This is a genomic window from Acidovorax sp. JMULE5, assembly GCF_013376875.1.
Lineage (GTDB): Bacteria > Pseudomonadota > Gammaproteobacteria > Burkholderiales > Burkholderiaceae_C > Acidovorax > Acidovorax facilis.
Genome location: NZ_CP035951.1, coordinates 2,900,102 through 2,923,519, shown reverse-complemented (window position 1 = coordinate 2,923,519; position 23,418 = coordinate 2,900,102). Strand labels below are relative to the sequence as shown.

General features: G+C 64.8%; 24 protein-coding genes. 11 read left to right on the top strand and 13 right to left on the bottom strand.

The genetic code is table 11. The features are described 5' to 3' along the window. Positions 1–2 precede the first annotated feature (2 nt). Both flgC and flgB read right to left on the bottom strand, forming a co-directional pair. The gene (gene flgC / locus EXV95_RS13155; protein WP_121421298.1) at positions 3–407 is read right to left on the bottom strand and encodes a flagellar basal body rod protein FlgC; all 405 of its coding nucleotides are present in this window, start codon (positions 405–407) and stop codon (positions 3–5) included. A gap of 36 nt (positions 408–443) precedes the next feature. Further along, a complete protein-coding gene (gene flgB, locus EXV95_RS13150) occupies positions 444–902 on the bottom strand; it encodes a flagellar basal body rod protein FlgB (protein WP_121508441.1) in 459 nt (152 codons plus the stop codon). 220 nt (positions 903–1,122) lie between these two features. On the opposite strand from flgB, the gene flgA reads away from it, so the two are divergent. The 3 genes from flgA (at position 1,123) to EXV95_RS13135 (ending at position 2,783) form a co-directional block, all read left to right on the top strand. Next, positions 1,123–1,923 (top strand): flagellar basal body P-ring formation chaperone FlgA, encoded by an 801-nt coding sequence (gene flgA / locus EXV95_RS13145; protein WP_255484731.1) that lies wholly within the window; start codon positions 1,123–1,125, stop codon positions 1,921–1,923. A 93-nt stretch (positions 1,924–2,016) separates the two neighbouring features. Then, entirely contained in the window at positions 2,017–2,337 is a 321-nt protein-coding gene (gene flgM / locus EXV95_RS13140; RefSeq protein ID WP_121508442.1) for a flagellar biosynthesis anti-sigma factor FlgM, read from the top strand. 71 nt (positions 2,338–2,408) lie between these two features. Further along, positions 2,409–2,783 (top strand): hypothetical protein, encoded by a 375-nt coding sequence (locus tag EXV95_RS13135; protein WP_176887169.1) that lies wholly within the window; start codon positions 2,409–2,411, stop codon positions 2,781–2,783. A 253-nt stretch (positions 2,784–3,036) separates the two neighbouring features. Here EXV95_RS13135 and EXV95_RS13130 read toward each other — a convergent pair whose 3' ends face one another. From EXV95_RS13130 to motA, 9 genes are all read right to left on the bottom strand, one after another. Continuing rightward, complete coding sequence (locus EXV95_RS13130; protein ID WP_055398304.1) at positions 3,037–3,753, bottom strand: RNA polymerase sigma factor FliA; 717 nt, start codon at positions 3,751–3,753, stop codon at positions 3,037–3,039. 141 nt (positions 3,754–3,894) lie between these two features. Then, complete coding sequence (locus EXV95_RS13125) at positions 3,895–4,692, bottom strand: hypothetical protein (protein WP_055398303.1); 798 nt, start codon at positions 4,690–4,692, stop codon at positions 3,895–3,897. Further along, complete coding sequence (gene flhF, locus EXV95_RS13120; protein ID WP_121508445.1) at positions 4,685–6,181, bottom strand: flagellar biosynthesis protein FlhF; 1,497 nt, start codon at positions 6,179–6,181, stop codon at positions 4,685–4,687. The genes EXV95_RS13125 and flhF overlap by 8 nt, the downstream gene beginning before the upstream one ends. Continuing rightward, complete coding sequence (gene flhA / locus EXV95_RS13115; RefSeq protein ID WP_055398301.1) at positions 6,178–8,259, bottom strand: flagellar biosynthesis protein FlhA; 2,082 nt, start codon at positions 8,257–8,259, stop codon at positions 6,178–6,180. Before flhA ends, flhF begins: the two co-directional genes overlap by 4 nt. Then, positions 8,256–9,410: a flagellar biosynthesis protein FlhB gene (locus tag EXV95_RS13110; protein WP_176887168.1), complete on the bottom strand. Its 1,155-nt coding sequence runs from the start codon at positions 9,408–9,410 to the stop codon at positions 8,256–8,258. The genes flhA and EXV95_RS13110 overlap by 4 nt, the downstream gene beginning before the upstream one ends. A 231-nt stretch (positions 9,411–9,641) precedes the next feature. After that, on the bottom strand, positions 9,642–10,262 hold the full coding sequence (locus tag EXV95_RS13105; RefSeq protein WP_176887166.1) for a protein phosphatase CheZ: 621 nt from the start codon (positions 10,260–10,262) through the stop codon (positions 9,642–9,644). 4 nt (positions 10,263–10,266) lie between these two features. Then, complete coding sequence (gene cheY / locus EXV95_RS13100) at positions 10,267–10,653, bottom strand: chemotaxis response regulator CheY (RefSeq protein WP_010466076.1); 387 nt, start codon at positions 10,651–10,653, stop codon at positions 10,267–10,269. A 72-nt stretch (positions 10,654–10,725) separates the two neighbouring features. Then, a complete protein-coding gene (gene motB / locus EXV95_RS13095; RefSeq protein WP_176887165.1) occupies positions 10,726–11,658 on the bottom strand; it encodes a flagellar motor protein MotB in 933 nt (310 codons plus the stop codon). A gap of 30 nt (positions 11,659–11,688) precedes the next feature. Further along, entirely contained in the window at positions 11,689–12,549 is an 861-nt protein-coding gene (motA, locus tag EXV95_RS13090; RefSeq protein WP_176887163.1) for a flagellar motor stator protein MotA, read from the bottom strand. Between the two features lie 396 nt (positions 12,550–12,945). Between motA and rfbF the strand changes: the two genes are divergently transcribed. From rfbF to EXV95_RS13050, 8 genes are read left to right on the top strand one after another with little or no spacing between them, the layout of a single operon-like run. Further along, positions 12,946–13,716: a glucose-1-phosphate cytidylyltransferase gene (rfbF, locus tag EXV95_RS13085; RefSeq protein ID WP_176887161.1), complete on the top strand. Its 771-nt coding sequence runs from the start codon at positions 12,946–12,948 to the stop codon at positions 13,714–13,716. A 5-nt stretch (positions 13,717–13,721) separates the two neighbouring features. After that, positions 13,722–14,789 carry a CDP-glucose 4,6-dehydratase gene (rfbG, locus tag EXV95_RS13080; protein WP_176889036.1) on the top strand — a complete coding sequence of 356 codons (1,068 nt, stop codon included), beginning with the start codon at positions 13,722–13,724 and terminating at the stop codon, positions 14,787–14,789. Beyond that, positions 14,786–15,346 (top strand): dTDP-4-dehydrorhamnose 3,5-epimerase family protein, encoded by a 561-nt coding sequence (locus tag EXV95_RS13075; protein WP_176887159.1) that lies wholly within the window; start codon positions 14,786–14,788, stop codon positions 15,344–15,346. Before rfbG ends, EXV95_RS13075 begins: the two co-directional genes overlap by 4 nt. Continuing rightward, positions 15,343–16,584 carry a class I SAM-dependent methyltransferase gene (locus tag EXV95_RS13070; protein ID WP_176887157.1) on the top strand — a complete coding sequence of 414 codons (1,242 nt, stop codon included), beginning with the start codon at positions 15,343–15,345 and terminating at the stop codon, positions 16,582–16,584. Before EXV95_RS13075 ends, EXV95_RS13070 begins: the two co-directional genes overlap by 4 nt. Next, on the top strand, positions 16,585–17,073 hold the full coding sequence (locus EXV95_RS13065; protein WP_176887155.1) for a DapH/DapD/GlmU-related protein: 489 nt from the start codon (positions 16,585–16,587) through the stop codon (positions 17,071–17,073). Then, entirely contained in the window at positions 17,070–17,876 is an 807-nt protein-coding gene (locus EXV95_RS13060) for an NAD(P)-dependent oxidoreductase (protein ID WP_176887154.1), read from the top strand. Before EXV95_RS13065 ends, EXV95_RS13060 begins: the two co-directional genes overlap by 4 nt. Positions 17,877–17,904: 28 nt before the next feature. Beyond that, positions 17,905–18,651, top strand: a complete 747-nt coding sequence (locus tag EXV95_RS13055) for a class I SAM-dependent methyltransferase (RefSeq protein ID WP_158603290.1) — start codon at positions 17,905–17,907, stop codon at positions 18,649–18,651. A gap of 11 nt (positions 18,652–18,662) precedes the next feature. Further along, complete coding sequence (locus tag EXV95_RS13050; RefSeq protein ID WP_176887153.1) at positions 18,663–19,442, top strand: cephalosporin hydroxylase family protein; 780 nt, start codon at positions 18,663–18,665, stop codon at positions 19,440–19,442. Between the two features lie 129 nt (positions 19,443–19,571). Here the strand turns inward: EXV95_RS13050 and EXV95_RS13045 are convergent, their stop codons facing one another. Together EXV95_RS13045 and EXV95_RS13040 are read right to left on the bottom strand one after the other, a co-directional pair. Further along, positions 19,572–21,785 (bottom strand): acetylglucosamine transferase, encoded by a 2,214-nt coding sequence (locus EXV95_RS13045; protein ID WP_176887152.1) that lies wholly within the window; start codon positions 21,783–21,785, stop codon positions 19,572–19,574. A 118-nt stretch (positions 21,786–21,903) separates the two neighbouring features. Next, on the bottom strand, positions 21,904–23,394 hold the full coding sequence (locus EXV95_RS13040) for a flagellin (RefSeq protein WP_176887151.1): 1,491 nt from the start codon (positions 23,392–23,394) through the stop codon (positions 21,904–21,906). Positions 23,395–23,418 lie beyond the last annotated feature (24 nt).

The following is a 23,418-nucleotide window of genomic DNA, read 5'->3' as shown; positions in this document are numbered from 1 at the left end:
AGTTACTGGCCCATCTGCAGGGTCTTGAGGAGCAGCGACTTGGCCGTGTTCATGACCTCGACGTTGTTCTGGTATGAGCGGGAGGCGGAGATCATGTTGACCATTTCCTCCACGGCGTTGACGTTGGAGTGCGTTACATAGCCTTCCGCGTCTGCCGACGGGTGGCTGGGGTCGTGCACGCGGCGGCCGGGAACGTTGCTTTCGTTGATGGAGCTCACGCGCACACCGGCCGAGCTGTCCGCGCCCATGGGGGCGGTCTGGAACACCACCTGGCGCGCCTTGTAGGCCTGGCCGTCGGGGCCTGCCACGGCATCGACGTTGGCCAGGTTGCTGGCCACCACGTTGAGCCGCTGCGACTGCGCGCTGACGGCGCTGCCCGAGACGCTGAAGATGGAGAACATGGACATGGGGAGACTCGCTTTCTGCGCTGCAATGCGGATGGCTTATTGGCCCTGGATCGCGCTGAGCATGGTTTTGGCGTTGCCGTTGATGAAGCGCAGCGTGGCTTCGTAGCGCACGGCGTTATCGACAAAGTTGGCGCGCTCGCGGTCCAGGTCCACCGTGTTGTTGTCCAGGCTGGGCTGGGTCTGCACGGAATACCCCAGCGTGCCGGGTGCGCCGGTGCCCGTGCTGGCTGCTGGCAGCGGAATGTGGCGGGGGTCGGTGGCGCCCTTGGCCCCCAGGTTGCCCGTGGTGCCCACCGAGCCACCCGTGGCCAGGCGGGTCACGCCCGAGCCCAAGCCCGTGGCTTCGCGCATCGCATCGCCAAAGCTGAAATCGCGTGCCACGTAGCCCGGGGTGTCCGCGTTGGCGATGTTGCTGGCGATGGCGCGCTGGCGCTCGGCACGCAGCACGAGCGCGTTGCCGAGAAAGTCCAGCCGGTTGGTCATCTTGTCAAGCATGGTTGCCTCACACCCTGGGTTGCAATAGGAGCCGGTTGGGGGTTTCCGGCGTGGTTCGATTGTGAAAGCCGCCGCTTTTTTCTAAAGCGCGAAGAACGCGGAAATGGGTGCGCAGTTTCGGGTTTTGCGCAGGGCTCGCCTGCCTATAGTTCCAGTCGTGAAAGAGTCTTTGCCGCCCCGCGCGGTCAGACCTGTTGACCTGCGATGCCCAGGAGGCCCCATGCCATCGATCTTCGTTTTCCCCTTCGTGTCCCCTTTGGTTCGCGCTGGCGCTCTGGCGATCGCCGGGCGGCGTGCTGTGGCTCGGCACGCTCTGGCGGTGGTGCTGGGGTTGACTGCAGTGGCTGGCAGCAGCGGGGCCGCGCTGGCCCAGGCGGCAGCCGACCCCAGTGCCGACCTGGGCCCGCTGACCCAACGCTGGCTGGATGACGCGATGTCGCGCAACCAGGCCTCCGGCTTGCCGCTGCGCATGGAAGTGAGCGTTGGCTCACTCGACTCGCGGCTGCGGCTGGCGCCGTGCGCGCGGGTCGAACCCTACCTGCCGGTCGGCGCCCGGCTGTGGGGCCGCACCCGCCTGGGGCTGCGCTGTGTCGAGGGGCAAACCGCATGGAACGTTTACCTGCCGGTGACCGTCAAGGCATTTGGCCCGGCTTGGGTGCTGACCGGCCCGGTGGCTCCGGGGACGGTGCTGACCGCCAATGACGCCACCGAGGCGGAAGTGGACTGGGCCGAAGAGTCGGCAGCCGTGATGGCCAACCCGGAAATGTGGGTCGGGCAGGTCGCCGCGCGCCAGCTGGTGGCCGGCCAGGCATTGCGCCAGACCATGGTGCGGCCCCCCCAGCTCTTTCGCGCAGGCGCCCAGGTCAAGGTAATTGCCCAGGGCCCCGGCTATGCAGTCACCTCCGCAGGGCAGGCCATGTCGGCAGGCGCTGCGGGGCAGATTGTTCGCATCCGCATGGATAATGGCAGGATAGTCAGTGGAACTGTGAATGAGGCTGGGACGGTGGTCGTCGCTCTTTGATGACTGGGCGGTGATAAATGGCTAAAGTCCGGGCCAAATGGGTCGAAAACATTGCTACTGTGCCCCACATCAAACGGGGTGGTGGAGAGAGCGATGAAGATTGGTCAAAAACCGGAACTCCCGGGCGCCTTGGCGCAGACGGGGCTTGCCAAGCAAGCCAAAAGTCCTGCCAGCGCTGCTGAAGGAGCCGCCAAAGACGCTGCGGCTGTGTCAACCGCCGGTGTGCCCGTCACCGTCTCCACCGCTGCCCGTGCGCTGGACCAGACATCCCGTTCCACAGGTGATTTTGATGCGAGCAAGGTCAAGGCGGTGCGGGCTGCCATCGAAAAAGGCACTTTCTCGGTGGACGCCGAAGCCATTGCCGACAAGATGCTCTCCAACGCCCAGGAAATCCTGGCCCGCTCGCGCGGTTGATTCCTCAGCGTCCCGCACGCACCTTTATTGACAGACTTGGCAGGCAGGCGCTATCCACCCCACAATGCGCCATGTCCCTGGAAGAATCCCTCTCGGCTGTTGAACAGCTGATCGAAAAAGTCTCCGCCGCCCTTCTCGCGGCAGACCCCCAATCCCTGGAAAAGAACAGTGTGGCCCTGCGGGATGCAGCGGCCCAGTTCGCGCGCGTTCTGGAGCAGACGGCCGCCAGGGGTCTGCCCGTCTCGGCACAGCTGCAAAAGCGAGCCCGGGCCATTGACGACATGCTTGCCGTGCACCGCGAAAGCCTGGCGCGCCTGGCCGTGAATGCCGATCGCCAGGTGGCAGGCTTGGTGCCGCAGGCGGGCACACCCTCCACCTACGGCGACGGTCGGGGCGCACAGCCCGGCAAGCCCGGCGTGGCCCGTATCTACAAATCGGCTGGTTGAGCCGACGCCCAAAAAAGATAGCTGCTTGCGCTTTTTAATAGTGAGTTTGAGATAAAACCATCTCAAACCCTTGAAGAGCAAGCGTAAGCAGCTATTGTTTTGAAGTGAATTGGTGGAGGCCGAGGTTCCACTTAGCGAGCATGGCCCTTGAAACGGCCGCTGCCCCAAGCCAGTGCCACCGTGGATCTGGCTCTGCCAGTCCAGGGGTGGCGTCCCCCTCAGGGGGAAGGCGCGCAGCGCCTCAGGGGGAGCCTTAGTGCGCCCGCATCTTGGCCCGCAGGCGTGCGATGGACTGGCTGTGCAGCTGGCACACCCGGGATTCGGTCACCCCCAGCACGGCCGCGATCTCCTTGAGATTCATGTCGTGCTCGTAGTACATGCCCATGATGTGCTGCTCGCGTTCGGGCAAGGTCTTGATGGCATTCACCAGCGACATCTTGAGCCGCTGGTCGCGCAGCAATTCCAGAGGGTCTGCGTCGGCGTCTGCCACATGGCGGTCCAGGAAGCCGTCATCGTCCTCGTTGCCATGCGTCATGTCCTCCAGATACACCAGTTGTGTACCCCGAACCTTGCCGAGCAGACCTTGGTATTCGACCAAGCTCATGCCCATCTCGCTGGCAATTTCAGACTCCAGCGGGCTGCGGCCCAGCTTCTGCTCCAGCCGGTGCACGGCGTGTTCGATGTCTTTCTGGCTCTTGCGGGAGCTGCGGCTCATCCAGTCGCCCTCGCGCAGTTCGTCCAGCATGGCGCCCCGGATGCGCTGGGTGGCAAAGGTCTCGAACTGCACACCCTGGGCCACTTCGTAGCGCGACAGGGCTTCCGCCAAGCCCATCATGCCAACCTGGATCAGGTCGTCCAGCTCCACGTTGGGGGGCAGCTTGGCGATCATGTGGTGCGCGATGCGGCGGACCAGCGGAACGTGCTGGCGGATCATCGCATCACGATCGAGTTGGCCTTTGGCGGTATACATCGTGTTATCCACCTTCACGTTCCCGTAAACCCGAAGGGCGGGTGCGTTGGCCGGGCCCAGCGAATGCCAGGGCCTGAACACCGCAAGCGGCCCGCAGCTGCAGGGGTAAAAACAAGTGCATTACACGCTCTCGAACGCTGGTCAATGGCTCCGGACAAAATGCGCCTGCATCTCTGTCATGTTGCAAGGGGGCAAGGCAGTCAGCGATTCGCTGATGGTGCCTGCATTCTCCAGCAGTTGCAAGGCCAGGCGCTGAAGGTCCTGAGGGCTTTGCGTGGCAATTGTGGTGGTGCGCACCGGGCCACCCAGGTGGCGTTCGGCACAGTCCTGCAGCGTCTGCAACGCATGCTGGGTTTTGCGCCGCTCTGCCACCGACGCGCTGCGCAGCAATGCCGCCACCATGCAGGGCAGGCCCGTGTCCACGGCGATCTGCTTGAGGCTTTTGTAAGTGGTCAGCACGCCAGCGGAACCTCCGCCCATGACCACCAGCGGAATGGTGGCGGTGTGGGTCAGCAGCGATCCCAGCGTCGCCGCAGGTGCGTGCAGCACCACGAGCCCGTAGGTTCTGAAATACGGCACCAGCGCATGCAGAGGTGCCGTTTCGTTGCGGCTGGCCTCGCGGCCGATGCGCTGCAGGCCTTTGGCTGCGGGAATCACCGCCAGCGATGAGGCCATGGCCCCCATGTTGAGGCTGACGCCCTCGTTCCACGGCGCTTGTTGCAGCAGGTGCAGCAAACCCGGGTACTCGTCCGTCTCCTGCGCTGTGCCGTCGAGCACCACGACCGGGTAGCCCAGGCGCTGCAGGCTGGCGCAGATCTGCCAGAGCGTCTCCAGCCCGGTGCCCGCGTTGTCCTGGCTGGCAACAGCCACCACGCGCAGCTCTGACTGCGGGGTGAAGCTGTGCAGGCCGGCCGCCTGGTGAAAGCTGATATCAAGCATCTACCAGCCCCCGTTCGTTCATGGTGTCGGGCGAATGCGAGAAGAAGAAATTCAGGTCGGTCGCCTTGGGGTCGAAGGCCGACTTGGCAGGCGCGCGCATGGAGGTGCTGATGAGCTTGTGTGCATCGGCACGTTCCCAGTCTTCCGGCACACGCTGGCCGTTGGTCACGCCGCGCAGCACCATCTGGTGGCGGATCAGTGCGTCGATGGCGGGGCCAAGCTTCACGGCCTCGTCCACCTTGGACAGGATGGCTTGCTGAGAACCTTCGGTCTTGAATGCGGTGAGCACGTCATCGAGCGTGTCGCCATGGCAGCCTGCGTTGAGCACCAGCAGGCGGTTGACGTGGGGCAGGTCCAGCACGTCCAGCATGTCGCGCTTGCGCGGGTCGCGGGGGGCCACGCCGGTGGTGTCGATCAGCACCATCTTCTTGCCGCTGAGCAGGCCCAGCAGGTCTTGCAGCGCGGCGCGGTCGTGCGCCAGATGGGCCACGATGCCCAGCATGCGGCCGTAGCTGCGCAGCTGCTCGTGCGCGCCCACGCGGTAGGTGTCCAGGGTGATCAGGCCCACGCTGCCCGGGCCATGGATGCGCGCACACAGCGCGGCCAGCTTGGCTGTGGTCGTGGTCTTGCCAACGCCGGTGGAGCCCACCATCGCGAAGATGCCGCCTTGCTCATACAGCGGAGGCTCGGCCAGGTCGGTCTTGAGGTTGCGCTCCAGCACATCCATCAGCCAGCGCACCGACTCGGCGGCCGACAGGTCTTCCGGCATGCGTTCGAGCACGGCGCGGGCCAAAGATGGGGAGTAGCCTGCACGGATCATCTTGAGCATGAGGTTGGACTGGATCGGGTTCTGGCGCGCCTGGCCCAGCCAGGCCATGGTGTTAAAGCGGTCTTCGATCAACTCCCTCATGGCATGGAGTTCATTCATCACGCTTTGCTGGTTGTTGTTCGACTGGGCCAGGTGGGCGCTGGCGGCTTCCTGCCGGCGGCGTGGAGGCTCTGGCGGAATGTCCATGGGGATGCTGCGCAGCGGGTTGTGGCGCACCACGGCGGGTGCTGGCATGCGTTCGCGCTCGGGCTCCTGGTCGCGGCTGCGCTCCGACAAGGTTTGTGGTTCGGCCGGGCCGTTGAGCGCCTCGTGGCGGCGGCGCAGCATGCGCTCGCGCACGTAGTCCTGGAACGACAGCGTGCTCATCGCCAGCTGCTCGGTGTCTTCCTCGACCGCGTTGCGGCCCAGGGTGCTGGCTGCGGCGGTCTGGCTGGCGCGCTGGGGGGCGCTGCGCGCCGGTGTGGGGGCCAGCAAGGGCGGGTTGCTGGACGCGCCTGCACTTCCATCCAGGGCCGACAGCGTGTCTTCGGCCGTGGCCACAACCTCGACGCCGTTGGCCGTGGGGCGGTTGGACAGGATGAGGGTGCCCTCTCCAAAGGCCATGCGCGCCTTGGCCAATGCCTCGCGGGAGGTGGGGGCGGTAAAGCGTTTGATGTTCATGCTGATGCACCTCTAAGGATCGGCCCAATGCGGATGGTGTGGGTCTCTGGGATTTCACTGTGCGCAAGCACCTGCAGCCGGGGCGCCACACGGCGCACCAAGCGGGAGATGGCGTTGCGGATCTGGTCGGGAACCAGCAGGCAGGCGGGCAGGCCCATCTCTTCCTGCTTGAGGGCCACCTCGGCGGCCTTTTGCGTGAGGATGTCGGCCACGCCGGGGTCCAGAGCCGGTCCTGCTGCGTTGCCCAGGGCTTGCACCAGCAGGCGCTCCAGGCCCGGCTCGATCGCAATCACGTTGAGTTCGCGGGTGGGGCCGTAAATCTGCTGGACGATGGCGGGCGACAGCGCAATGCGCACGCGGCGGGCCAGCTCGACCGGGTCTGTGATGCCACCAGCGTGCTCGGCCAGCGTTTCGATGATGGTCCGGATATCGCGGATGTGCACAGACTCTTCCAGCAGCAGCTGGAGGACCTTCTGGAACGTTGCGATGGAGACCATTTTGGGGACCACTTCTTCGATGAGCTTGGGGGCCAGCTTGGCCACGTGCTCCACCAGTTGCTGGGTTTCTGTGCGACTCAGAAGCTTGGCGGCTTGCACTTGCATCAAGTGTGACAAATGGGTGGCCATCACGGTTTCGGAATCAACGACGGTAAAACCCGCCATTTGTGCGGCTTCCTTCTGCCGTTCGTCGATCCAGTGGGCTGGCAGGCCAAAAGCGGGGTCGGTGGTGGGGGTGCCGATCAGGGGCGTGGTGATACCGCCAGGGTTGATGGCCAGGAACATGCCGGGGAAGGCCTCGCCTTCGCCCACCACCACGCCACGCAGCGTGATGCGGTAGCCGCTGGGCTTGAGTTCGAGGTTGTCGCGCACATGCACGGCGGGCGGCAAGAAGCCCACTTCTTGCGCAAACTTGCGGCGCACGCCCTTGATGCGGGTGAGCAGGTCGCCCTGGCGGCTCTTGTCCACCAGGCTGATCAGGCGGTAGCCCAGCTCCAGGCCCAGCAGGTCTATGGGTTGCAGGTCGTCCCAGGTGGCTTCGCCATCGCTGACCGGGGCGGGCGGTGCTTCGACTTCGGGCGGAACTTTCTGGCGTTCGTACAGCACCCAGGCGGCGTAGCCCAAGAGGCCGCCCATGGTCAGGAACACCATGTGGGGCATGCCGGGGATCACGCCCAGCAGCAGCAGGATGCCGGCGGTCACGCCCAGCACGCGGGGCGACATGAAGAGCTGCTGCACGATCTGGCGGCCCATGTCGTGGTCCTTGCCCACGCGCGAGATCACCATGGCCGCAGCCACCGAGATCAGCAGGCCGGGAATCTGCGCCACCAGCGCATCACCAATGGCCAGCAGGATGTAGCTATCAGCCGCCTGCTTGGCCGAGAGGTCGTGCTGCAAAACCCCGATGGCAAAGCCACCGATGATGTTGATAAAGAGAATCAGGATGCCAGCGACCGCATCGCCGCGCACGAACTTGGAGGCACCGTCCATGGATCCGAAGAAGTTGGCTTCTTCCGCCACTTCGGCGCGGCGGCGCTTGGCTTCTTTTTCGTCGATCAGGCCCGCGTTCAGGTCGGCGTCCACGGCCATCTGTTTGCCGGGCATGGCGTCCAGCGTAAAGCGCGCCGACACCTCGGCAATGCGCTCGGCGCCCTTGGTGATCACCACAAAATTGATCACCACCAGGATGGCGAACACGATCAGGCCGACGGCAAAGTTGCCGCCGATCAGGAAGTGGCCGAAGGCCTCGATCACCGCACCGGCGGCGCCCGGGCCGGTGTGGCCTTCGAGCAGCACCACGCGCGTGGAGGCCACGTTCAGCGACAGGCGCATCAGGGTGGTCAGCAGCAGCACCGAGGGAAAGGCTGCGAAATCGAGTGGCCGCAGCATGTAGGCCGCCACCATCATCACCATCAGGGCGACGGCGATGTTGAGCGTGAAAAACGCATCCAGCAGCCAGGGCGGGATGGGCAACACCATGAGCGCCAGGATCGCCACCACCAGCAGTGGTGCCGACAGGCCTTGCAGGGCGCCTGCATTGGTGCCCGCCCATTGTCGAAGAGACGTTACGGAGGTGTTCATACGGCGGCGCTTTGCACGGGAGTGCGGTTCAGCGGATCAAGTTCAGGCGGAACGAAGGGCTCCACCAAGCTGTCGGGCATGCGGCCTTCGCCACGCAGGGCGGCCTTGAGGCGGTAGACATAGGCCAGCACCTGGGCCACGGCGGTGTAGAGCGTGGCGGGAATGGCCTGGTCCAGTTCGGCATGCGCATACAGCGCCCGGGCCAGCATGGGCGACTGCAGCACGGGCACGTCGTGCGCCTTGGCCACGTCGCGGATCTTGAGCGCGATGAGGTCGGTGCCGCGCGATATCACTTGGGGGGCACTCATGGTCTTTTCGTCGTACTTGAGTGCCACCGCGTAGTGGGTGGGGTTCATCACCACGAAATCGGCCTTGGGAACTGCGCCCACGCTGGCGCGGTCGGCAATCTCGCGCTGCTTCTGGCGGATGCGGCCCTTGGTGTGGGGGTTGCCGTCGGATTCCTTGTGCTCCTGCTTGACTTCCTCGTGCGACATCTTCAGGCGCGACTTGAAGAAGTAGGCCTGCAGCGGCACGTCCACCAGCGCGGCCAGGAACACGACCAGCAGCAGCAGGCTCATGCCCGAAGTCAGCCAGTCAGCCAGCTGGCGGATGGCCATGGGGGAGGGCTGCAGCACCAGCATGGCCACGGTGTCGATGCTGTTGCCCATGAACTTCCAGGCCACATAGCTCAGGATCGCGGTCATCAGCACCATCTTGGCCACGTTGGCCATCTGCTGCTTCGAGAACAGGTTGGCCAGGCCCGAGATCGGGTTGAGCCGGTTGAACTGCGGCGTGATTGGCTTGAGGCTCAGGATCCAGCCGCCAGCACCAATGGCGCTGATCAGGGCGGCGGCGCTGGTGAGGATGGCAAACACTGCACTGGCCACCAGGCCCACCACCACCATGTCCTGCAGGCGCTTGAGCATGGTGCCTGGCGCCATGACGGTGGCGGCGTCAAAAGCCAGTTGCTGGCTCATGGCCCGCTGCATGTGATCCATCAGCTGTGGCGCCAGCACCAGCAGGCAGGCGGCCCCGGCACCCAGAATCGCCAGGTGAGAGAGATCGCGCGAGCGTGCTCCCTGGCCGTCTTCGCGCGTTTTCTGCAGCTTGCGCTCTGACGCGGGTAGGCTTTTTTCTTGGCTGGATTCCATGGTGGCATGACGGCTGGTGTCATGCCATTGTCGTGAGCAGCCCGGAAATCTAAAGCTGGATAAGGGGGCTGCAGCCCCCTCTTTTCCATGCGGGCCGAAGGGGCCTTGCCTGCGTGGCCTCACCCGACAAAGGGTGGGTGGTGCCGGGATGGAATACTAAAAAAGATAGCTGCTAACGCTTGATGGACAAGCGCTAGCAGCCATTTTGACCGCAGAAAGCCCTGGACGGGCTCAGAACCCGAGGCTGGCCAGCAGGTCGTCCACCTGGGACTGGTCGGTGACCACGTCGGGGGTGTGCTCGGGATCCACCACGGGGCCCTGCAGGTGCTGAGGGCGAGGTGGCTCGGCGGGCACCTGCGCGTTGGGTGGGGCCGTTTGAATCAACAGCTGGACCAGCTGGTCTTCAATGGTGGCCGCCAGGTTGACCACGCGGGCGATCACCTGCCCCGTGAGGTCGTGAAAGTCCTGCGCCATCATGATTTCGGTGAGGTGCGTGTCGGCTTCCTTGGTCACGCGCTCCACATCGGTCAGGAAGTTGAAGATCTCGCCCTTGGCCACGGCCGCCACCGGGTCGGCCACCAGCGAGTTGACGACCCGGCGCGTTTCCGCCGCGATGTAGTCATGCTGGGCTTTGGCCTGTTCGACGCGGTTGAGCACCTTCTCGGCCGCTTCACCCGTCAACCGCGCGATGTAGGACAGGCGGCTTTGCGCGTCGGGCAGTTCGCCCATGGAGCCGCGCAGTTTGTCGGCATAGCCCAGTTCGTTGAGCGAATCGTGCAGCTGGCGCGTCAGCTGGCCAATCTTGTGGTGTACATCGGCAGGCGGCTGGCTGTTGTCCGGTGTGTCGTCCATGGTGTCATAGCCCCATCTTTTTCAGGATCAAGGTCACTTTTTCTTCCAGCGTGGCCTTGGTGAAGGGTTTGACGATGTAACCCGCTGCGCCACCCTGGGCGGCTGCCACGATGTCTTCCTTGCGGGCTTCGGCTGTGACCATGAGGACGGGCAAGTGCTTGAGCTTGTCGTCCTTCTTGATTTCAGCCAGCAGCTGAAAACCGTTCATGTTGGGCATGTTGATGTCCGTCACCACGAAGTCGAACTTGCTGTTGCGCAGCTTGTTCAGAGCGGCCACGCCATCTTCGGCCTCGTCGGCATCGGCAAAGCCGCTTTCCTTGAGCAGATTGCGCACGATGCGCCGCATGGTGGAGAAGTCGTCAACGATCAAAAAACGAAGGGCTGTGGTCACTTGGGACCCTTTCGGTCGAGAATTACTGTAGGCATTGTCATGGGTGGCAGGTTTGGTGACAAGTCGTAACTGTTACCTGCTTGGGGGGGGATTTTCCCGCTTTTCATTCAGCAGTTCTGTGGAAGTGATTTCGGGAATCCCTTTGCCCATGAGTCGTTCTTCGGCCTCGCGGGTCAGCACCGTGATGGTGATGCGCCGGTTGGCGGGTGCGCGCGGGTTGTTTGGCTCCAGCAGATCGCTGGCCGCCAAGCCCACCACACGTCCCAGTTTAGCGTCTGGCATGCCAGCCGACACAAGCTCGCGGCGTGAGGCATTGGCGCGGTCGGCCGACAGCTCCCAGTTGCTGTAGCCCCGGTCGCTGTTGCCGTAAGGCACGGCGTCGGTGTGCCCGGCCAGGCTGATGCGGTTTTCCACCCCGCCCAGCGCAGCGCCAATCTCGCGCAGGATGTCGCGCATGTAGGGTTTCACCAACGCGCTGCCGCTGTCGAACATGGGGCGGTTCTGGTCGTCGATGATCTGGATCTGCAGGCCGTCGGGGGTGATGTCGATGCGGATCTGCGACTTGTATTCGTTCAGGCGCGGGTTTTCGGTGATGAGCGCATCGATCTTGGCCTCCAGGGCCTTGATGCGGTCCTGGTCCTGTTTGGCGCGCTCGGCGCGGGCGGCGTCAATGCTCATGCGGCGCTGCTTGGCCTCATCCACGTCAGAGCGTCGCACCTGCCCGTGCACCTTGGACAGATCGTTGCCCCCGCCCGGGATCACGCTGGAGCTGTTGCCCGCGCCGTCGCCGCCGGTCATGGCCACCTTGAGCGGCGACGCGAAATACGCGGCGATCCCCTGCAGTTCGCCCTTGGCCGTGGAGCCCAGCAGCCACATCAGCAGGAAGAACGCCATCATCGCCGTCACGAAGTCGGCATAGGCGATCTTCCAGGCGCCGCCATGCACCGCATGGCCGCCTTTCTTGATGCGCTTGATGATGATGGGCTGGAGTTTTTTTTCTGCCATGGCGTTTGGGGCTTCGCGGCGCGGACGTCGCTACTTCTTGCCTTTCACATGCCCCTCCAGCTCGGAGAAGCTGGGGCGGACGCTGGAGAAAAGCACCTTGCGGCCAAACTCGATGGCCGTGGCGGGGTTGTAGCCCTGCATGCTGGCCAGCAGGGTGGACTTGATGCACTGCAGCTCCTTGGCGGCGTCTTCGGTCTTTTGCTCGACCAGGCCACCCAGGGGCTCGACCACACCGTAGGCCAGCAAGATCCCGAGGAACGTGCCTACCAGCGCCGAGCCGATCATGCCGCCCAGCACCGAGGGCGGCTGGCCCACCGAGCCCATGGTGTTCACAACGCCCAGCACGGCGGCCACGATCCCGAAGGCAGGCAGGGCACCGGCCAGGCGGGCCAGCGCGGCCACGGGGGCGTGGGCTTCCTGGTGGTGGGTGTCGATCTCGCTGTCCATCAGCGCCTCGATCTCATGGGAGTTGAGGTTGCCCGACACCATCATGCGCAGGTAGTCGGTGGTGAACTCGATCACGTGGTGGTCGCTGCCCACGGTGGGGTATTTCTTGAAGATCTCGGACTCGTGGGGCGCTTCCACATCCTTTTCGATCGCCATCAGCCCTTCCTTGCGGGCTTTTTGCAGGATGTCATAGAGCATGGCCATCAGCTCCATGTAACGGGCCTTGGTGTATTTGGAGCCCTTGAGCGCCATCGGAATGGCCGCCAGGGTGGCCTTGATCACCTTGGGCTGGTTGTTCACCACGAAGGCGCCCAGCGCGCCGCCCAGAATGGTGATGATCTCGAAGGGCAGGGCCTTCAGGATCACGCTGATGTTCCCTCCGTGCACGATGTACACACCGAAGATGCAGCCTAGGCAGACAACGTAACCAATGATGACGAACATGCTGTAGACGTGTTGGGCGGCAGCCGGGGGCTAAACAGGTGGGCGGGTCGAGCCGCTGGCAACGCGGCTTACCGAAGGTTACTGCAAATGTATCGGATTGAAGAGTGTGGAATGCACTCAAGAGCGCCATCAACACGGGCCTTCTCCGGGAAATGGCGCCATCGCCACACCTTTGCCTCTTTTGCCGGAGTTTTGAGGGTTATCTTGAGGCGCATATTTTGTGAAAAATGCCTCTGTCGATTGATGGCAAAAGGTTTTGTGCTATATAAAATATAGCAATATTCCAATTGTCTGCACCCATCTCCATCTGCGCACGGTGCCAATCCCTGTATTTGGCCCGTATTTCCACAGTGACAGGGCCTTTTGGCGGCGCAGGGGCTGGACTATGCTGCGGGCATGAAAGCCGTACTGCTCGCGGGGGGGCTGGGAACCCGCATCTCGGAAGAGTCGCACCTGCGTCCCAAGCCAATGATCGAAATCGGTGGGCGGCCCATCCTTTGGCACATCATGAAGATGTATGCCGCGCATGGCGTCAACGACTTCATCATCTGCCTGGGCTACCGGGGCTACGTGATCAAGGAATATTTCGCCAACTACTTCCTGCACATGTCCGACGTGACCTTTGACATGGCCAACAACCGCATGGAAGTGCACCACCGCCATGCCGAGCCCTGGCGCGTGACGCTGGTGGACACGGGTGAAAGCACCATGACCGGCGGTCGCCTGCGCCGGGTGCAGGAATACCTGCCCGCGGGCGAGCCCTTCTGCTTTACCTATGGCGACGGCGTGGCCGATCTCGACATGACGGCCCAGTTCGCCTTTCACCGCGCCCATGGCCGCCAAGCCACGGTGACGGCCGTGCAGCCGCCGGGCCGCTACGGCGCCCTGGTGCGTGACGGCGACACGGTGGCTGGGTTCGAGGAAAAACCGCGTGGCGATGGCGGGTGGATCAACGGCGGTTTTTTTGTGCTGCAGCCCGAGGTCATTGACTACATCGACAGCGACGCCACCAGCTGGGAGCTGGAACCCATGGCCCGCCTGGCCACCAGCGGCCAGCTGCGCGCCTTTGAGCACACCGGCTTCTGGCAGCCCATGGACACGCTGCGCGAGAAGAACCTGCTCGAAGACCTGTGGCAATCGGGCCGCGCACCCTGGAAATGCTGGTGAGCACGATGCGCCCTGATCCCGACTTCTGGCGCGGCAAGCGCGTGTTGCTCACCGGCCACACCGGCTTCAAAGGCGCTTGGCTGGCCCTGTGGCTGCAGCGCCTGGGCGCGCAGGTCACCGGCGTGGCGCTGCCGCCCGCCACCGAGCCCAACCTGTTCACCCTGGCCCAGCTGGGGCAGGCCGCGCCGGGCATGGAGAGCCACTTTTGCGACATCCGCAGCCCCCAGGCCCTGGCCATGCGCGTGCGCGCCGCCCGGCCCGAAGTGGTGCTGCACCTGGCCGCGCAGGCGCTGGTGCGGCCCGGCTATGCAGCGCCGCTGGATACCTTTTCCACCAACGTGATGGGCACGGCGCACTTGCTCGATGCCTTGCGTGGGCTGGCTGGCGCGCGCGTGGCCGTGGTGGTCACCACCGACAAGGTCTACCGCAACCGCGAATGGGCCTACCCCTACCGCGAGGACGATGCCCTGGGCGGGCACGACCCCTACAGCGCGAGCAAGGCCGCCACCGAGCTGGTCACGGCCAGCTACCGTGACTCCTTCCTGGCCGCCCAGGGCGTTGCTGTGGCCACCGCCCGCGCGGGCAATGTGATAGGCGGCGGCGACTGGGCGCAAGATCGCCTGCTGCCCGACGCCGTGCGCGCCTGGGAAAAGGGCGCAACCTTGCTCATACGCCGCCCCCAGGCCACGCGCCCCTGGCAGCATGTGCTGGAGCCGCTGGCCGCCTACCTGCGCCTGGCCCAGCGCCTGTGGGAATCGCCCGCGCTGGCCGGTGCCTACAACTTTGGCCCGCTGCCGCACGAGGCAGCCACGGTCAAAGATGTCATCGAATTGGCCTCCACCGCCTATCCATCAAGCGCTACCAGCTATGAAAAAGAGAGCGAAGGCCCGCACGAAGCCGGCTGGCTCGCACTCGAAACCGCCCACGCCCGCCAGGTGCTGGGCGTGGCGCCGCACTGGTCGCTGAACACTGCCGTGGCCCGCACCATGAACTGGTACCGCCAGCAACATGGCGCCGCCGACGCTCGCGCGCTGTGCCTGGCCGACATCGACGCCTGGGAGGCCCGCCCATGAGCCGACTGGCCCTGGCGCCACTGTCGCTGGCGGGGCTCTTCCGTGTGGTGCGCCAGCCCCTGGTGGACGAGCGCGGCTTTTTTGCGCGCCTGTTCTGCGCCGATGAACTGGCGGGCGCAGGCTGGACAGCCCCCATCGCCCAGATCAATCAGAGCTACACAGCCCTCACAGGCACCGTGCGCGGCATGCACTACCAAAAGCCGCCGCACGCCGAGATGAAACTCGTGACCTGCCTGCGTGGCGAGGTCTGGGATGTGGCCGTGGACCTGCGCCAGGGCTCGCCCACCTTTTTGCAGTGGCATGCCGAGCATTTATCCGCAGACAACGGCAACGCGCTGCTGATCCCGCCCGGTTTTGCCCACGGCTTCCAGGCGCTGACCGACCATGCCGAGCTGCTGTATTGCCATTCAGCCGCCTATGCACCTGCCGCCGAAGCGGGCCTGAACCCGCTGGACCCGCGCCTGGCCGTGGCTTGGCCGCTGCCGGTGGGGCAAATGTCGCCCCGCGACGCAGGCCAGCCCGGGATGACCGAAGAATTCGAAGGAGTGTGCCTGTGAAGTGCCGACACTGCGGCAGTCCGCTGCAACTGCCGTTCCTGGACCTGGGCAGCGCGCCGCCGTCCAACGCCTACCTGAGCGAGGCCGTGCTGCGTGCGCCCGAAACCTGGTTCCCCCTGCGCCTGCTGGTCTGCGAAACCTGCTGGCTGGTGCAGACCGAAGACCACGCCGGGCGCGAGGCGCTGTTCACCGACGACTACGCGTACTTCAGCTCGTTCTCATCGTCCTGGCTGGCCCATGCCAAGGCCTACGTCGAGGCGATGCGAGAGCGCCTGGGCCTGACCGCTGCGAGCCGCGTGGTCGAGGTCGCGTCCAACGATGGCTACCTGCTGCAGTACGTGCAGGCGGCGGGCATCCCCTGCTACGGCGTGGAGCCCACCGCCAGCACGGCGGCGGCGGCTCGCGCCAAAGGCATAGCGGTGGTGGATCGGTTCTTTGGCGTGGCGCTGGCCGACGAGCTGGCCGCTGCCGACCGCCAGGCCGACCTGATCGCCGCCAACAACGTGCTGGCGCATGTGCCCGACATCAACGACTTTGTGGGCGGCTTCACGCGGCTGCTCAAGCCCCACGGTGTGGCCACCTTCGAGTTTCCGCACCTGCTGCGCATGGTGGAGGGGTGCCAGTTCGACACGGCGTACCACGAGCACTACTCGTATTTGTCGCTCACGGCGGTGCAGTGCATCTTTGCGGCCAACGGCCTGATGGTGATCGATGTGCAGGAGCTGCCCACGCATGGCGGCAGCCTGCGCGTGTTTGCCGCCCGCGCCGATACCGTGGGCCACCCGCAGGCCAGCGCCGAAGGCGCCGCCCGCGTACAGCAACTGCTGGCCAACGAGGCAGCGGCGGGCATGCTGGGCGCAGGTTTTTACAGCGATTTTCAGGCCCAGGCCATACGGGTCAAGCGCGAGCTGCTCATATTTTTGCTCCAATGCCAGGCCGACGGCATCACCGTGGGCGCCTACGGCGCGGCCGCCAAGGGCAACACCCTGCTCAACTTTGCGGGTGTGCGGCCCGACCTGCTGCCCTATGTGGTGGACAAGAACCCCGCCAAACAAAGCCAGTACTTGCCCGGCAGCCACATCCCGGTGGTGAGCGAGGCGCACCTGCGCGCCCACAAGCCGCAGCGCATCCTGATCCTGCCCTGGAACCTGCGCAGCGAAGTGGCCGAGCAACTCGACTACACGCGCAGCTGGGGCGCGCAGATGGTGGTGGCCGTGCCGCGCCTGGAGGTGTTCTAGGTGATCGAGCTGCACCCCACCGCCAAGGTTTCGCACCTGGCCGACATCGAAGACTCGGTGCGCGGCACGCGCATCGTGGTGGGCGCACATTCGGTGATCGACAGCTTCGTCAAGGTCAAGCCTGCGGGCGGCAGCGGCGACCTGGTGGTGGGCGAACATGTGGTCATCAACGCGGGCTGCGTGCTCTACACCGGCAACGGCATCCACATTGGAAATTACGTGGCGATTGCCGCCAACTGCACCTTTGCGCCGGTCAACCATGCCTATGCCGAACGTGGCCGGTTGATCCGCGAGCAGGGCTTTCTGCCCAGCAAGGGTGGCATCGTGATTGAGGACGACGTGTGGATCGGCGCTAACTGCGTGCTGCTCGACGGCGCCGTGCTGCGGCGCGGCTGCGTGGTGGGCGCAGGCTCCATCGTGCGCGGGGAGCTGCTGGCGTACACCGTGTATGCGGGCCAACCGCTGGCGGCCGTGGGGGAGCGCCGGTGACGGACTTGCCCCCTTCGACGTTTACGGTGCTGGGCGCCACGGGCTACATCGGCAGCCGCCTGGTGGCGCACCTGCGGGCCCAGGGCCACACAGTGTGGGCGCCACCGCGCGGCGATGCCGACGTGTTCACCCGCGCGCTGGGCCATGCGATCTATTGCGTGGGGCTCACCGCCGACTTCCGCACGCGCCCGTTCGACACCGTGGACGCCCATGTGGGCCTGCTGGCCGAGGTGCTGCGGCGCGCGCAGTTCGACTCGCTGCTTTACCTGTCATCCACCCGCGTCTACATGGGGGCGGCGAGTACCCAAGAAGACGCAGCCTTGTCTGTGAGACCGGTCGACCCCTCGTACCTGTACAACCTCACCAAGCTCACCGGTGAATCGCTGTGCCATGCCTGCGGGCGCCCCGGGGTGCGCGTGGCGCGCTTGTCAAACGTGGTGGGGCCGGGTATGGACTCCGCATCGGGCAACCTGGTGGCCGACCTGCTGCGCCAGGCGCGGCAGGGCCACATCGTGCTGCGCTCCGATCCGCAGTCCGCCAAGGACTATGTGCACGTGGACGACCTGCTCGACGGGTTGCCGCGCATTGCGCTGGCGGGCCGCGCGAGTGTCTACAACGTGGCCAGCGGCGTGCAGATAACGCATCGGCAGTGGCTGGAGTGGCTGGCCAGCACCCACGCGGCGACCTTCGCCATCACAGAGCCTGCGCCGTGGCAGGGGTTCGCACCCATCGATGTGACGCGCCTGCGCGATGAATTCGCTTGGAAGCCCCGTCGCATCCTGGTTGACGGCGAGGCGTGGTAATTTTTTACGACAGAGAAGGGAAACGGATATGGCAAACCATTTGCACCCGGTATTTTTCGGAACCACGGAACCCGCAGCCTTCCTGCAAGGCATTCAGCAAGCGGTGAACCAAATCAGCGGCCAGGACGGCATCTACGCGGGTGACAATCTTTTCACCTACCACCGCAATTTGGGTTTTCTGGAAGATGAGCCACTGATGCGCGCGTTTAATGCGCACGCCGGTACGGAAATCGAAAAGGCCGTGCTGTGGCGCATATCCACAGTGCTGTGGGGTGTGCGCAATGGGCTGCGGCTGGAGGGGGATTTTGTGGAGTGTGCCTGCTACAAGGGCACAACGGCGCGCATTGTGTGCGATGCGGTGGACTTTGCCAGCCGCCAGGATCGCCACTATTACCTTTATGACCTGTTCGACCACGACCCCTCGCTCCCGCACCACGCCATGCCGGAGCACAGCAAGCAGTTGTATGCGCAGGTGAAAGAGCGGTTCTCCGGCTTTGGCAACGTGACCGTGACGCAAGGCAAAGTGCCCGACGTGCTGGCCGAGGTCGCGCCCCGCAAGATCGCCTTCATGCACCTCGATATGAACAATGCGGAGGCTGAGGTTGGCGCGCTGGAAGTGCTGTTTGAACGCATGGTTCCGGGGGCTGTACTGATTCTGGATGACTATGGCTGGCTCGCGTACCGGGCGCAAAAGCTGGCCGAGGACCCTTGGTTTGCCAAGTATGGCTACCGTGTGCTGGAAATGCCCACGGGCCAGGGCCTGTTGATCAAATGAAAGGCATGACCATGCATCCATCAGAACAATTTCGCCTGGAGCGGCAAGCGCGTCTGGAATCGTATGCCAAAGATGGGGCGTTTCAGACCTTGTCGCGCGACTGGCTGCAAGCTTCCATGCAGCGGCAGTACGTCTACAACTTCGACTGGATGGGCCGGCCCATCATCCAGTATCCGCAGGACATGGTGGCCATGCAAGAACTGGTGTGGCGTGTGCGGCCCGACCTCATCATAGAGACCGGCATCGCCCACGGCGGATCGCTGGTGCTCAGCGCCTCGCTGCTGGCGCTGCTCGACATGAGCGATGCGATTGAAGCCGGCACCACGATGGACCCGCGCGTCTCGCGCCGCAAGGTGCTGGGCGTGGACATCGACATCCGCGCGCACAACCGCGCCGCCATCGAAGCCCACCCCATGGCCAGCCGCATCGCGATGGTCCAAGGCTCGGCAGTGGCGCCCGAGGTGGTGCGGCAGGTGCACGAGTTTGCCCAGGGCTACCAGCGTGTGCTGGTGTGCCTGGATTCCATGCACACGCACGACCATGTGCTGGGCGAACTCAACGCCTACGCGCCGCTGGTCACCCCCGGCAGCTACTGCGTGGTGTTCGACACCTTTGTGGAAGACATGCCGCCCAAGTTCTTTGCCGACCGTCCCTGGGACGTGGGCAACAACCCCAAGACGGCGGTGCACCAGTGGCTGGCCGGCCACCCGGAGTTCGAGATCGACGCCGAGATGGAGCAGCGCCTGCAGGTCACGGTGGCGCCGCACGGGTTTCTGCGCCGCAAGGGGTGATGGCGCGCCCCTTGGGATGAAAATCTGATTAAAAACACCGGCTAGCGCTTTTGGGATAAGCGCTAGTAGCTATGAAATTTGAAGCATTTGCCTGAACGGGGCAATCCCTGTGTCCAGGCTCCGAGCGCTTCAGGCTGCGTAACCGGAACCCAGGCCCATCGCCTGCGTGGCATGCCGCAAATAGGTCACGGCAAATTCGGTGTGGCCGTGGGCATGTTCTACCTCGGCCAGGCAGGCCAGGGCCACCGGGTCGTTGGGAACGGCGCTGAGCACGGTTTCGGCCAGCTCGGTCACGGCGATCCAGTGGCGGTCCTTGAGAGCCGGGCCCGCGCTGGTGTCTGCGCCGGTGGCAGGTGTGGGCGGCGGGGCGGCCTTGGCCTTGTCCACCAGGTCCTGCAGGCGCTGGTGGGCCTCGTGCAGGCTCACGCGCTGGCCGGGTTTCAGGCCCACGCCGGGAACGGGTGGCTGCGTCCAGGCCTCGGGCAGCTGGGGCAGCCAGTCCTGGATCGCCTGGGCCTGGGCGGCGGGATCGTCCGGGTGTTCGGCCCGGGCCAGCCACTGCAGCCACATCACGCGCAGGCCTTCGGCAAAGTGGTGGTTGAAGATGTCCTCGCGCATCAGGGCGGAGGCCTCCACATCAGCGCGCAGCCCTTGCCGCAGGGTGTTCAGCGCCTCTACATCGGCCGCCAGGCCCGTGGCGATGCGCACATAGTCTTCGGGCGTCTCGGCCAGCCACTCGGTGCGGCCCAGGTAGGCCAGCAGGCCCACGCCCATGCGGCTCTTGAAGCTCTCACCCACCATCGACACGATGGGCAGGCCCATCCACAACACGTCGAAGGTGGTGGTGCCCCCCGTGAGCGGGAAGGGGTCGAGCGCAATGTCGATGCGGTGGTAGGTGAGGTACTGGTTGTCGTTATGCAGCCCGACCAGGTCAACCTGTGCCGGGGGCAGGCCCAGGCGCTCGCAGCGCTCTCGGTAGGCCTGCGCAAAATCGGGGCTGTCCAGGTTCTTGCCCTCAATGAGCAGGCGCGACCCTGGTACGGCGGCGAGCACGCGGCCCCACAGGGCCAGCACCTCGTCGGTGAGCTTGCCCAGGTTGTTGCACGAGCCAAAGGTGATGAAGCCGTTGGCGAGCGCAGGGGTTGGGCGCACCTGGTAGCGCGGCTGGTAGCGCCATAGCGGGTTGCGGCTCATGGGGCGGTAGCAGGCAAACAGCGTGGGCAGGCGGTAGAGCTGCTCGGTGTACTGTGCTTCGGCGCCGGGCGGGTCGGTGATCTCGTCGGTGAACTTGTAGTCCACGGCTGTGAGCCCGGTCGTGGCCGGGAACCCCAGCCACGACACCTGCACGGGGGCGGCCTTGTGGGCCAGGGTCAGCAGACCGTTGAGCCCTGTATGGCCCGCCAGGTCGATAAGGATGTCGATGTCCTCGGCGCGGATGGCCTCGGCCTGGTGCTGGGCGCTGAAGCCCGCCAGGCGCACGAAGTGGTCGACGTGGCGCTTCACCCGCTCGGTCACGTGGTCGTCGCGCGGGAATAGGTAGAACGCAAACACTTCAAACTGCCGCCGGTCCAGCTGCGCCAGCAGCCCCTCCACAAAGTACATGACCGAATGCACGCGGAAGTCGGGCGAGAGGAACCCAATCTTCAGGCGCTTCCAGGGCGATCCCCGGTGCTCGGCAAAACTCGGCCACCCGGACCGCAGGGGGGGCTCGAAGGTGGTGCCGTACTGCCGTGCCGCTGCCGACAGCTGGGCGGCGTCCACTGCAGGGTCGGCCAGCATAAAGAGCAGCTTGTTGGTGTAGTTGCCCGGGTCGCTGGGCCGCAGGGCGATGGCTGTTTCGCAGTCCTTGACCGCCTCGCGCACCTGGCCCAGCTCGCGCCGGTGGATGGCGCTTTGCATGAGTGCGGCAACGCGGTCGTGCAGGGTCTCGGCCAGGGCAGCGGCCTTCTGGCTGGCGTCAAAACCCTTGTCGTGTTGGGTCAGCAGGTAGCAGCATTCGGCCAGCTTGATCCAGCCAATGGCTTGCTGGGGGCGCAGTTCGCACACTTTTTCCAGCAGGGGCAGGGCGTCGATATTGCGTGCTTGCTCAATGAGCACGTTGGCATAGTTGACGAGTAGCTCGGCGTCTTCAGGCCAGTACACATAGGCCTGTCTGTAAGCCTTGAGGGCGCCGTCGAACTCGCGCTGCTTGTTCAGCGAGAAGCCCAGCAGCCGATGCGCGCTGAGGTGGCGACTGTTCTTGCGCAGGACCTGGCGGCACAAGCGGGTGAGAAGGGGCCAGTCGGCGGCAGCAAGTGCGGCCTGCAGGCGGGACGCGTCCTGTTCGGTGTGTTTGGTGTGCACGGTGGCGCCGATCTACGAGCAAAGGAGCGGGATGTGGAGGCAGTGTGCCATGTACAAAAGGGCCCGATGGGCCCCTTTGATGTTGCTGTTTCACTGCGCAGCGTGTGGTTTGGTCAGGTTACTTGAGCAGAGACAGCACGCCTTGCGGGATCTGGTTGGCCTGGGCCACCATGGCCGTGCCGGCCTGCTGCAGGATCTGGGCGCGCGACAGGTTGGCGGTTTCTGCCGCAAAGTCGGCGTCCTGGATGCGCGAGCGCGATGCCGACAGGTTTTCCGAAGTGATCTGCAGGCTGGCAATGCTGGTCTCAAAGCGCGACTGCATGGCGCCGAGCTTGGCTCGTTCTCCGCTGATGAAGGCCAGGGCCGAATCCACCGTCTTCAGGGCGTCCGTCGCATTGGTGAATGTGGTCACATCCAGGTTGGCGACGGTGTGCAGGCTGGAGCCGCCATTGTCCAGCTGGTTGCTGGCCGAGGTGACTGCGAAGGACTTCTCCGAATCCAGGGTGATGTAGCCACCTGTTGCGATGCTTTCTGCCGTGGCGTCGGCCGCCAGTGTCTGCGCTGTGCCGTTGCTGGCCCCGGCGGCGTCATAGCCGGTCACCGTCACGGTGGCTGCATTGGCATTCACGGTGTCGCCGATCACGATGTTGTTGCCGGTGGCGTTGGTCAGGATGATCTGCGTGCCGTCCGAGCTCAGCGAGGCGTTGATGCCCGTCTTGGCCGACTGCTCGTTGATGGCAGACACGGCGGGCGACAGGCGGTCCGTGCCGGTGCCGGAAGTCAGTGTGAACGAGATGGTGCGGGCAGCACCCACGTTGTCGCCTTCCAGCGTCAGCGAGTAGGAGCCGGCCGATGCCATGCCGCCCAGGCGCACTTCACTGCGTGCCGTGGCCGTCACACCGGTCTCTGCCTTGAGGGCATTGATCTGGTCGGCCGTGGTCTTGGCGGTGGCGTTCGATGCCACCGACATCGTGCCTGTGCCCAGGTAGCCGCTGATGGCGACGGAACCGGCGGTTACGCCGTTGACGACGGCCGCCGTGCCGCTGACAGCGGCTTGTGCGCCAATGCCCGAGCCGTTGGAGGCAATGTTCTGGTTGTTGCCATACACATTGGTGCGCAGGTTGGCCGTGGCTGCCACGATGGTCTGGTTGGCGTTGGCGCCCACCTGGAACTGCTGCGTACCAAAGGTGCCGTCCAGCAATTTCTGGCCGTTGAACTCGGTGGTTTGCGAAATCCGGTCAAGTTCTGCCACCAATTGACCGACTTCCTGTTGCAGGGCCTGGCGGTCGCCGGCGCTGTTGGAGGCGTTGGCCGACTGCACTGCCAGTTCACGGACCCGCTGCAAAATGTTGCCAGCCGACCCCATCGCACCTTCAGCCACCTGCGCCAGAGAAATCCCGTCGTTCGCATTGCGAACGGCCTGGTTCAGGCCGCGGATCTGGCTGGTGAAGCGCTCGGAAATCGCCAGGCCGGCGGCGTCGTCCTTGGCGCTGTTGATGCGCAGGCCGGACGACAGGCGCTGGATGGCTGTATTCAGCGACATCTGGCTGGTGCCCAAGTTGCGCTGGGCGGTCAGCGAGCTGATGTTGGTATTGATGGTTGCTGCCATGGCGAAACTCCTTAACGTCGCAAG

Excerpts from the sequence above, each read along its gene's own strand:
- flgA (WP_255484731.1), top strand. The coding sequence starts at position 1,123 with ATGCCATCGATCTTCGTTTTCCCCTTCGTGTCCCCTTTGGTTCGCGCT.
- rfbG (WP_176889036.1), top strand. The coding sequence starts at position 13,722 with ATGCGCCCTGATCCCGACTTCTGGCGCGGCAAGCGCGTGTTGCTCACC.
- flgB (WP_121508441.1), bottom strand. The coding sequence starts at position 902 with ATGCTTGACAAGATGACCAACCGGCTGGACTTTCTCGGCAACGCGCTC.
- EXV95_RS13050 (WP_176887153.1), top strand. The coding sequence starts at position 18,663 with ATGCATCCATCAGAACAATTTCGCCTGGAGCGGCAAGCGCGTCTGGAA.
- flgC (WP_121421298.1), bottom strand. The coding sequence starts at position 407 with ATGTCCATGTTCTCCATCTTCAGCGTCTCGGGCAGCGCCGTCAGCGCG.
- flhF (WP_121508445.1), bottom strand. The coding sequence starts at position 6,181 with ATGAACATCAAACGCTTTACCGCCCCCACCTCCCGCGAGGCATTGGCC.
- EXV95_RS13110 (WP_176887168.1), bottom strand. The coding sequence starts at position 9,410 with ATGGAATCCAGCCAAGAAAAAAGCCTACCCGCGTCAGAGCGCAAGCTG.
- EXV95_RS13125 (WP_055398303.1), bottom strand. The coding sequence starts at position 4,692 with ATGCTTGATATCAGCTTTCACCAGGCGGCCGGCCTGCACAGCTTCACC.
- motA (WP_176887163.1), bottom strand. The coding sequence starts at position 12,549 with ATGTTCGTCATCATTGGTTACGTTGTCTGCCTAGGCTGCATCTTCGGT.
- motB (WP_176887165.1), bottom strand. The coding sequence starts at position 11,658 with ATGGCAGAAAAAAAACTCCAGCCCATCATCATCAAGCGCATCAAGAAA.
- rfbF (WP_176887161.1), top strand. The coding sequence starts at position 12,946 with ATGAAAGCCGTACTGCTCGCGGGGGGGCTGGGAACCCGCATCTCGGAA.
- EXV95_RS13130 (WP_055398304.1), bottom strand. The coding sequence starts at position 3,753 with ATGTATACCGCCAAAGGCCAACTCGATCGTGATGCGATGATCCGCCAG.
- flhA (WP_055398301.1), bottom strand. The coding sequence starts at position 8,259 with ATGAACACCTCCGTAACGTCTCTTCGACAATGGGCGGGCACCAATGCA.
- flgM (WP_121508442.1), top strand. The coding sequence starts at position 2,017 with ATGAAGATTGGTCAAAAACCGGAACTCCCGGGCGCCTTGGCGCAGACG.
- EXV95_RS13075 (WP_176887159.1), top strand. The coding sequence starts at position 14,786 with ATGAGCCGACTGGCCCTGGCGCCACTGTCGCTGGCGGGGCTCTTCCGT.
- EXV95_RS13105 (WP_176887166.1), bottom strand. The coding sequence starts at position 10,262 with ATGGACGACACACCGGACAACAGCCAGCCGCCTGCCGATGTACACCAC.
- EXV95_RS13055 (WP_158603290.1), top strand. The coding sequence starts at position 17,905 with ATGGCAAACCATTTGCACCCGGTATTTTTCGGAACCACGGAACCCGCA.
- EXV95_RS13135 (WP_176887169.1), top strand. The coding sequence starts at position 2,409 with ATGTCCCTGGAAGAATCCCTCTCGGCTGTTGAACAGCTGATCGAAAAA.
- EXV95_RS13040 (WP_176887151.1), bottom strand. The coding sequence starts at position 23,394 with ATGGCAGCAACCATCAATACCAACATCAGCTCGCTGACCGCCCAGCGC.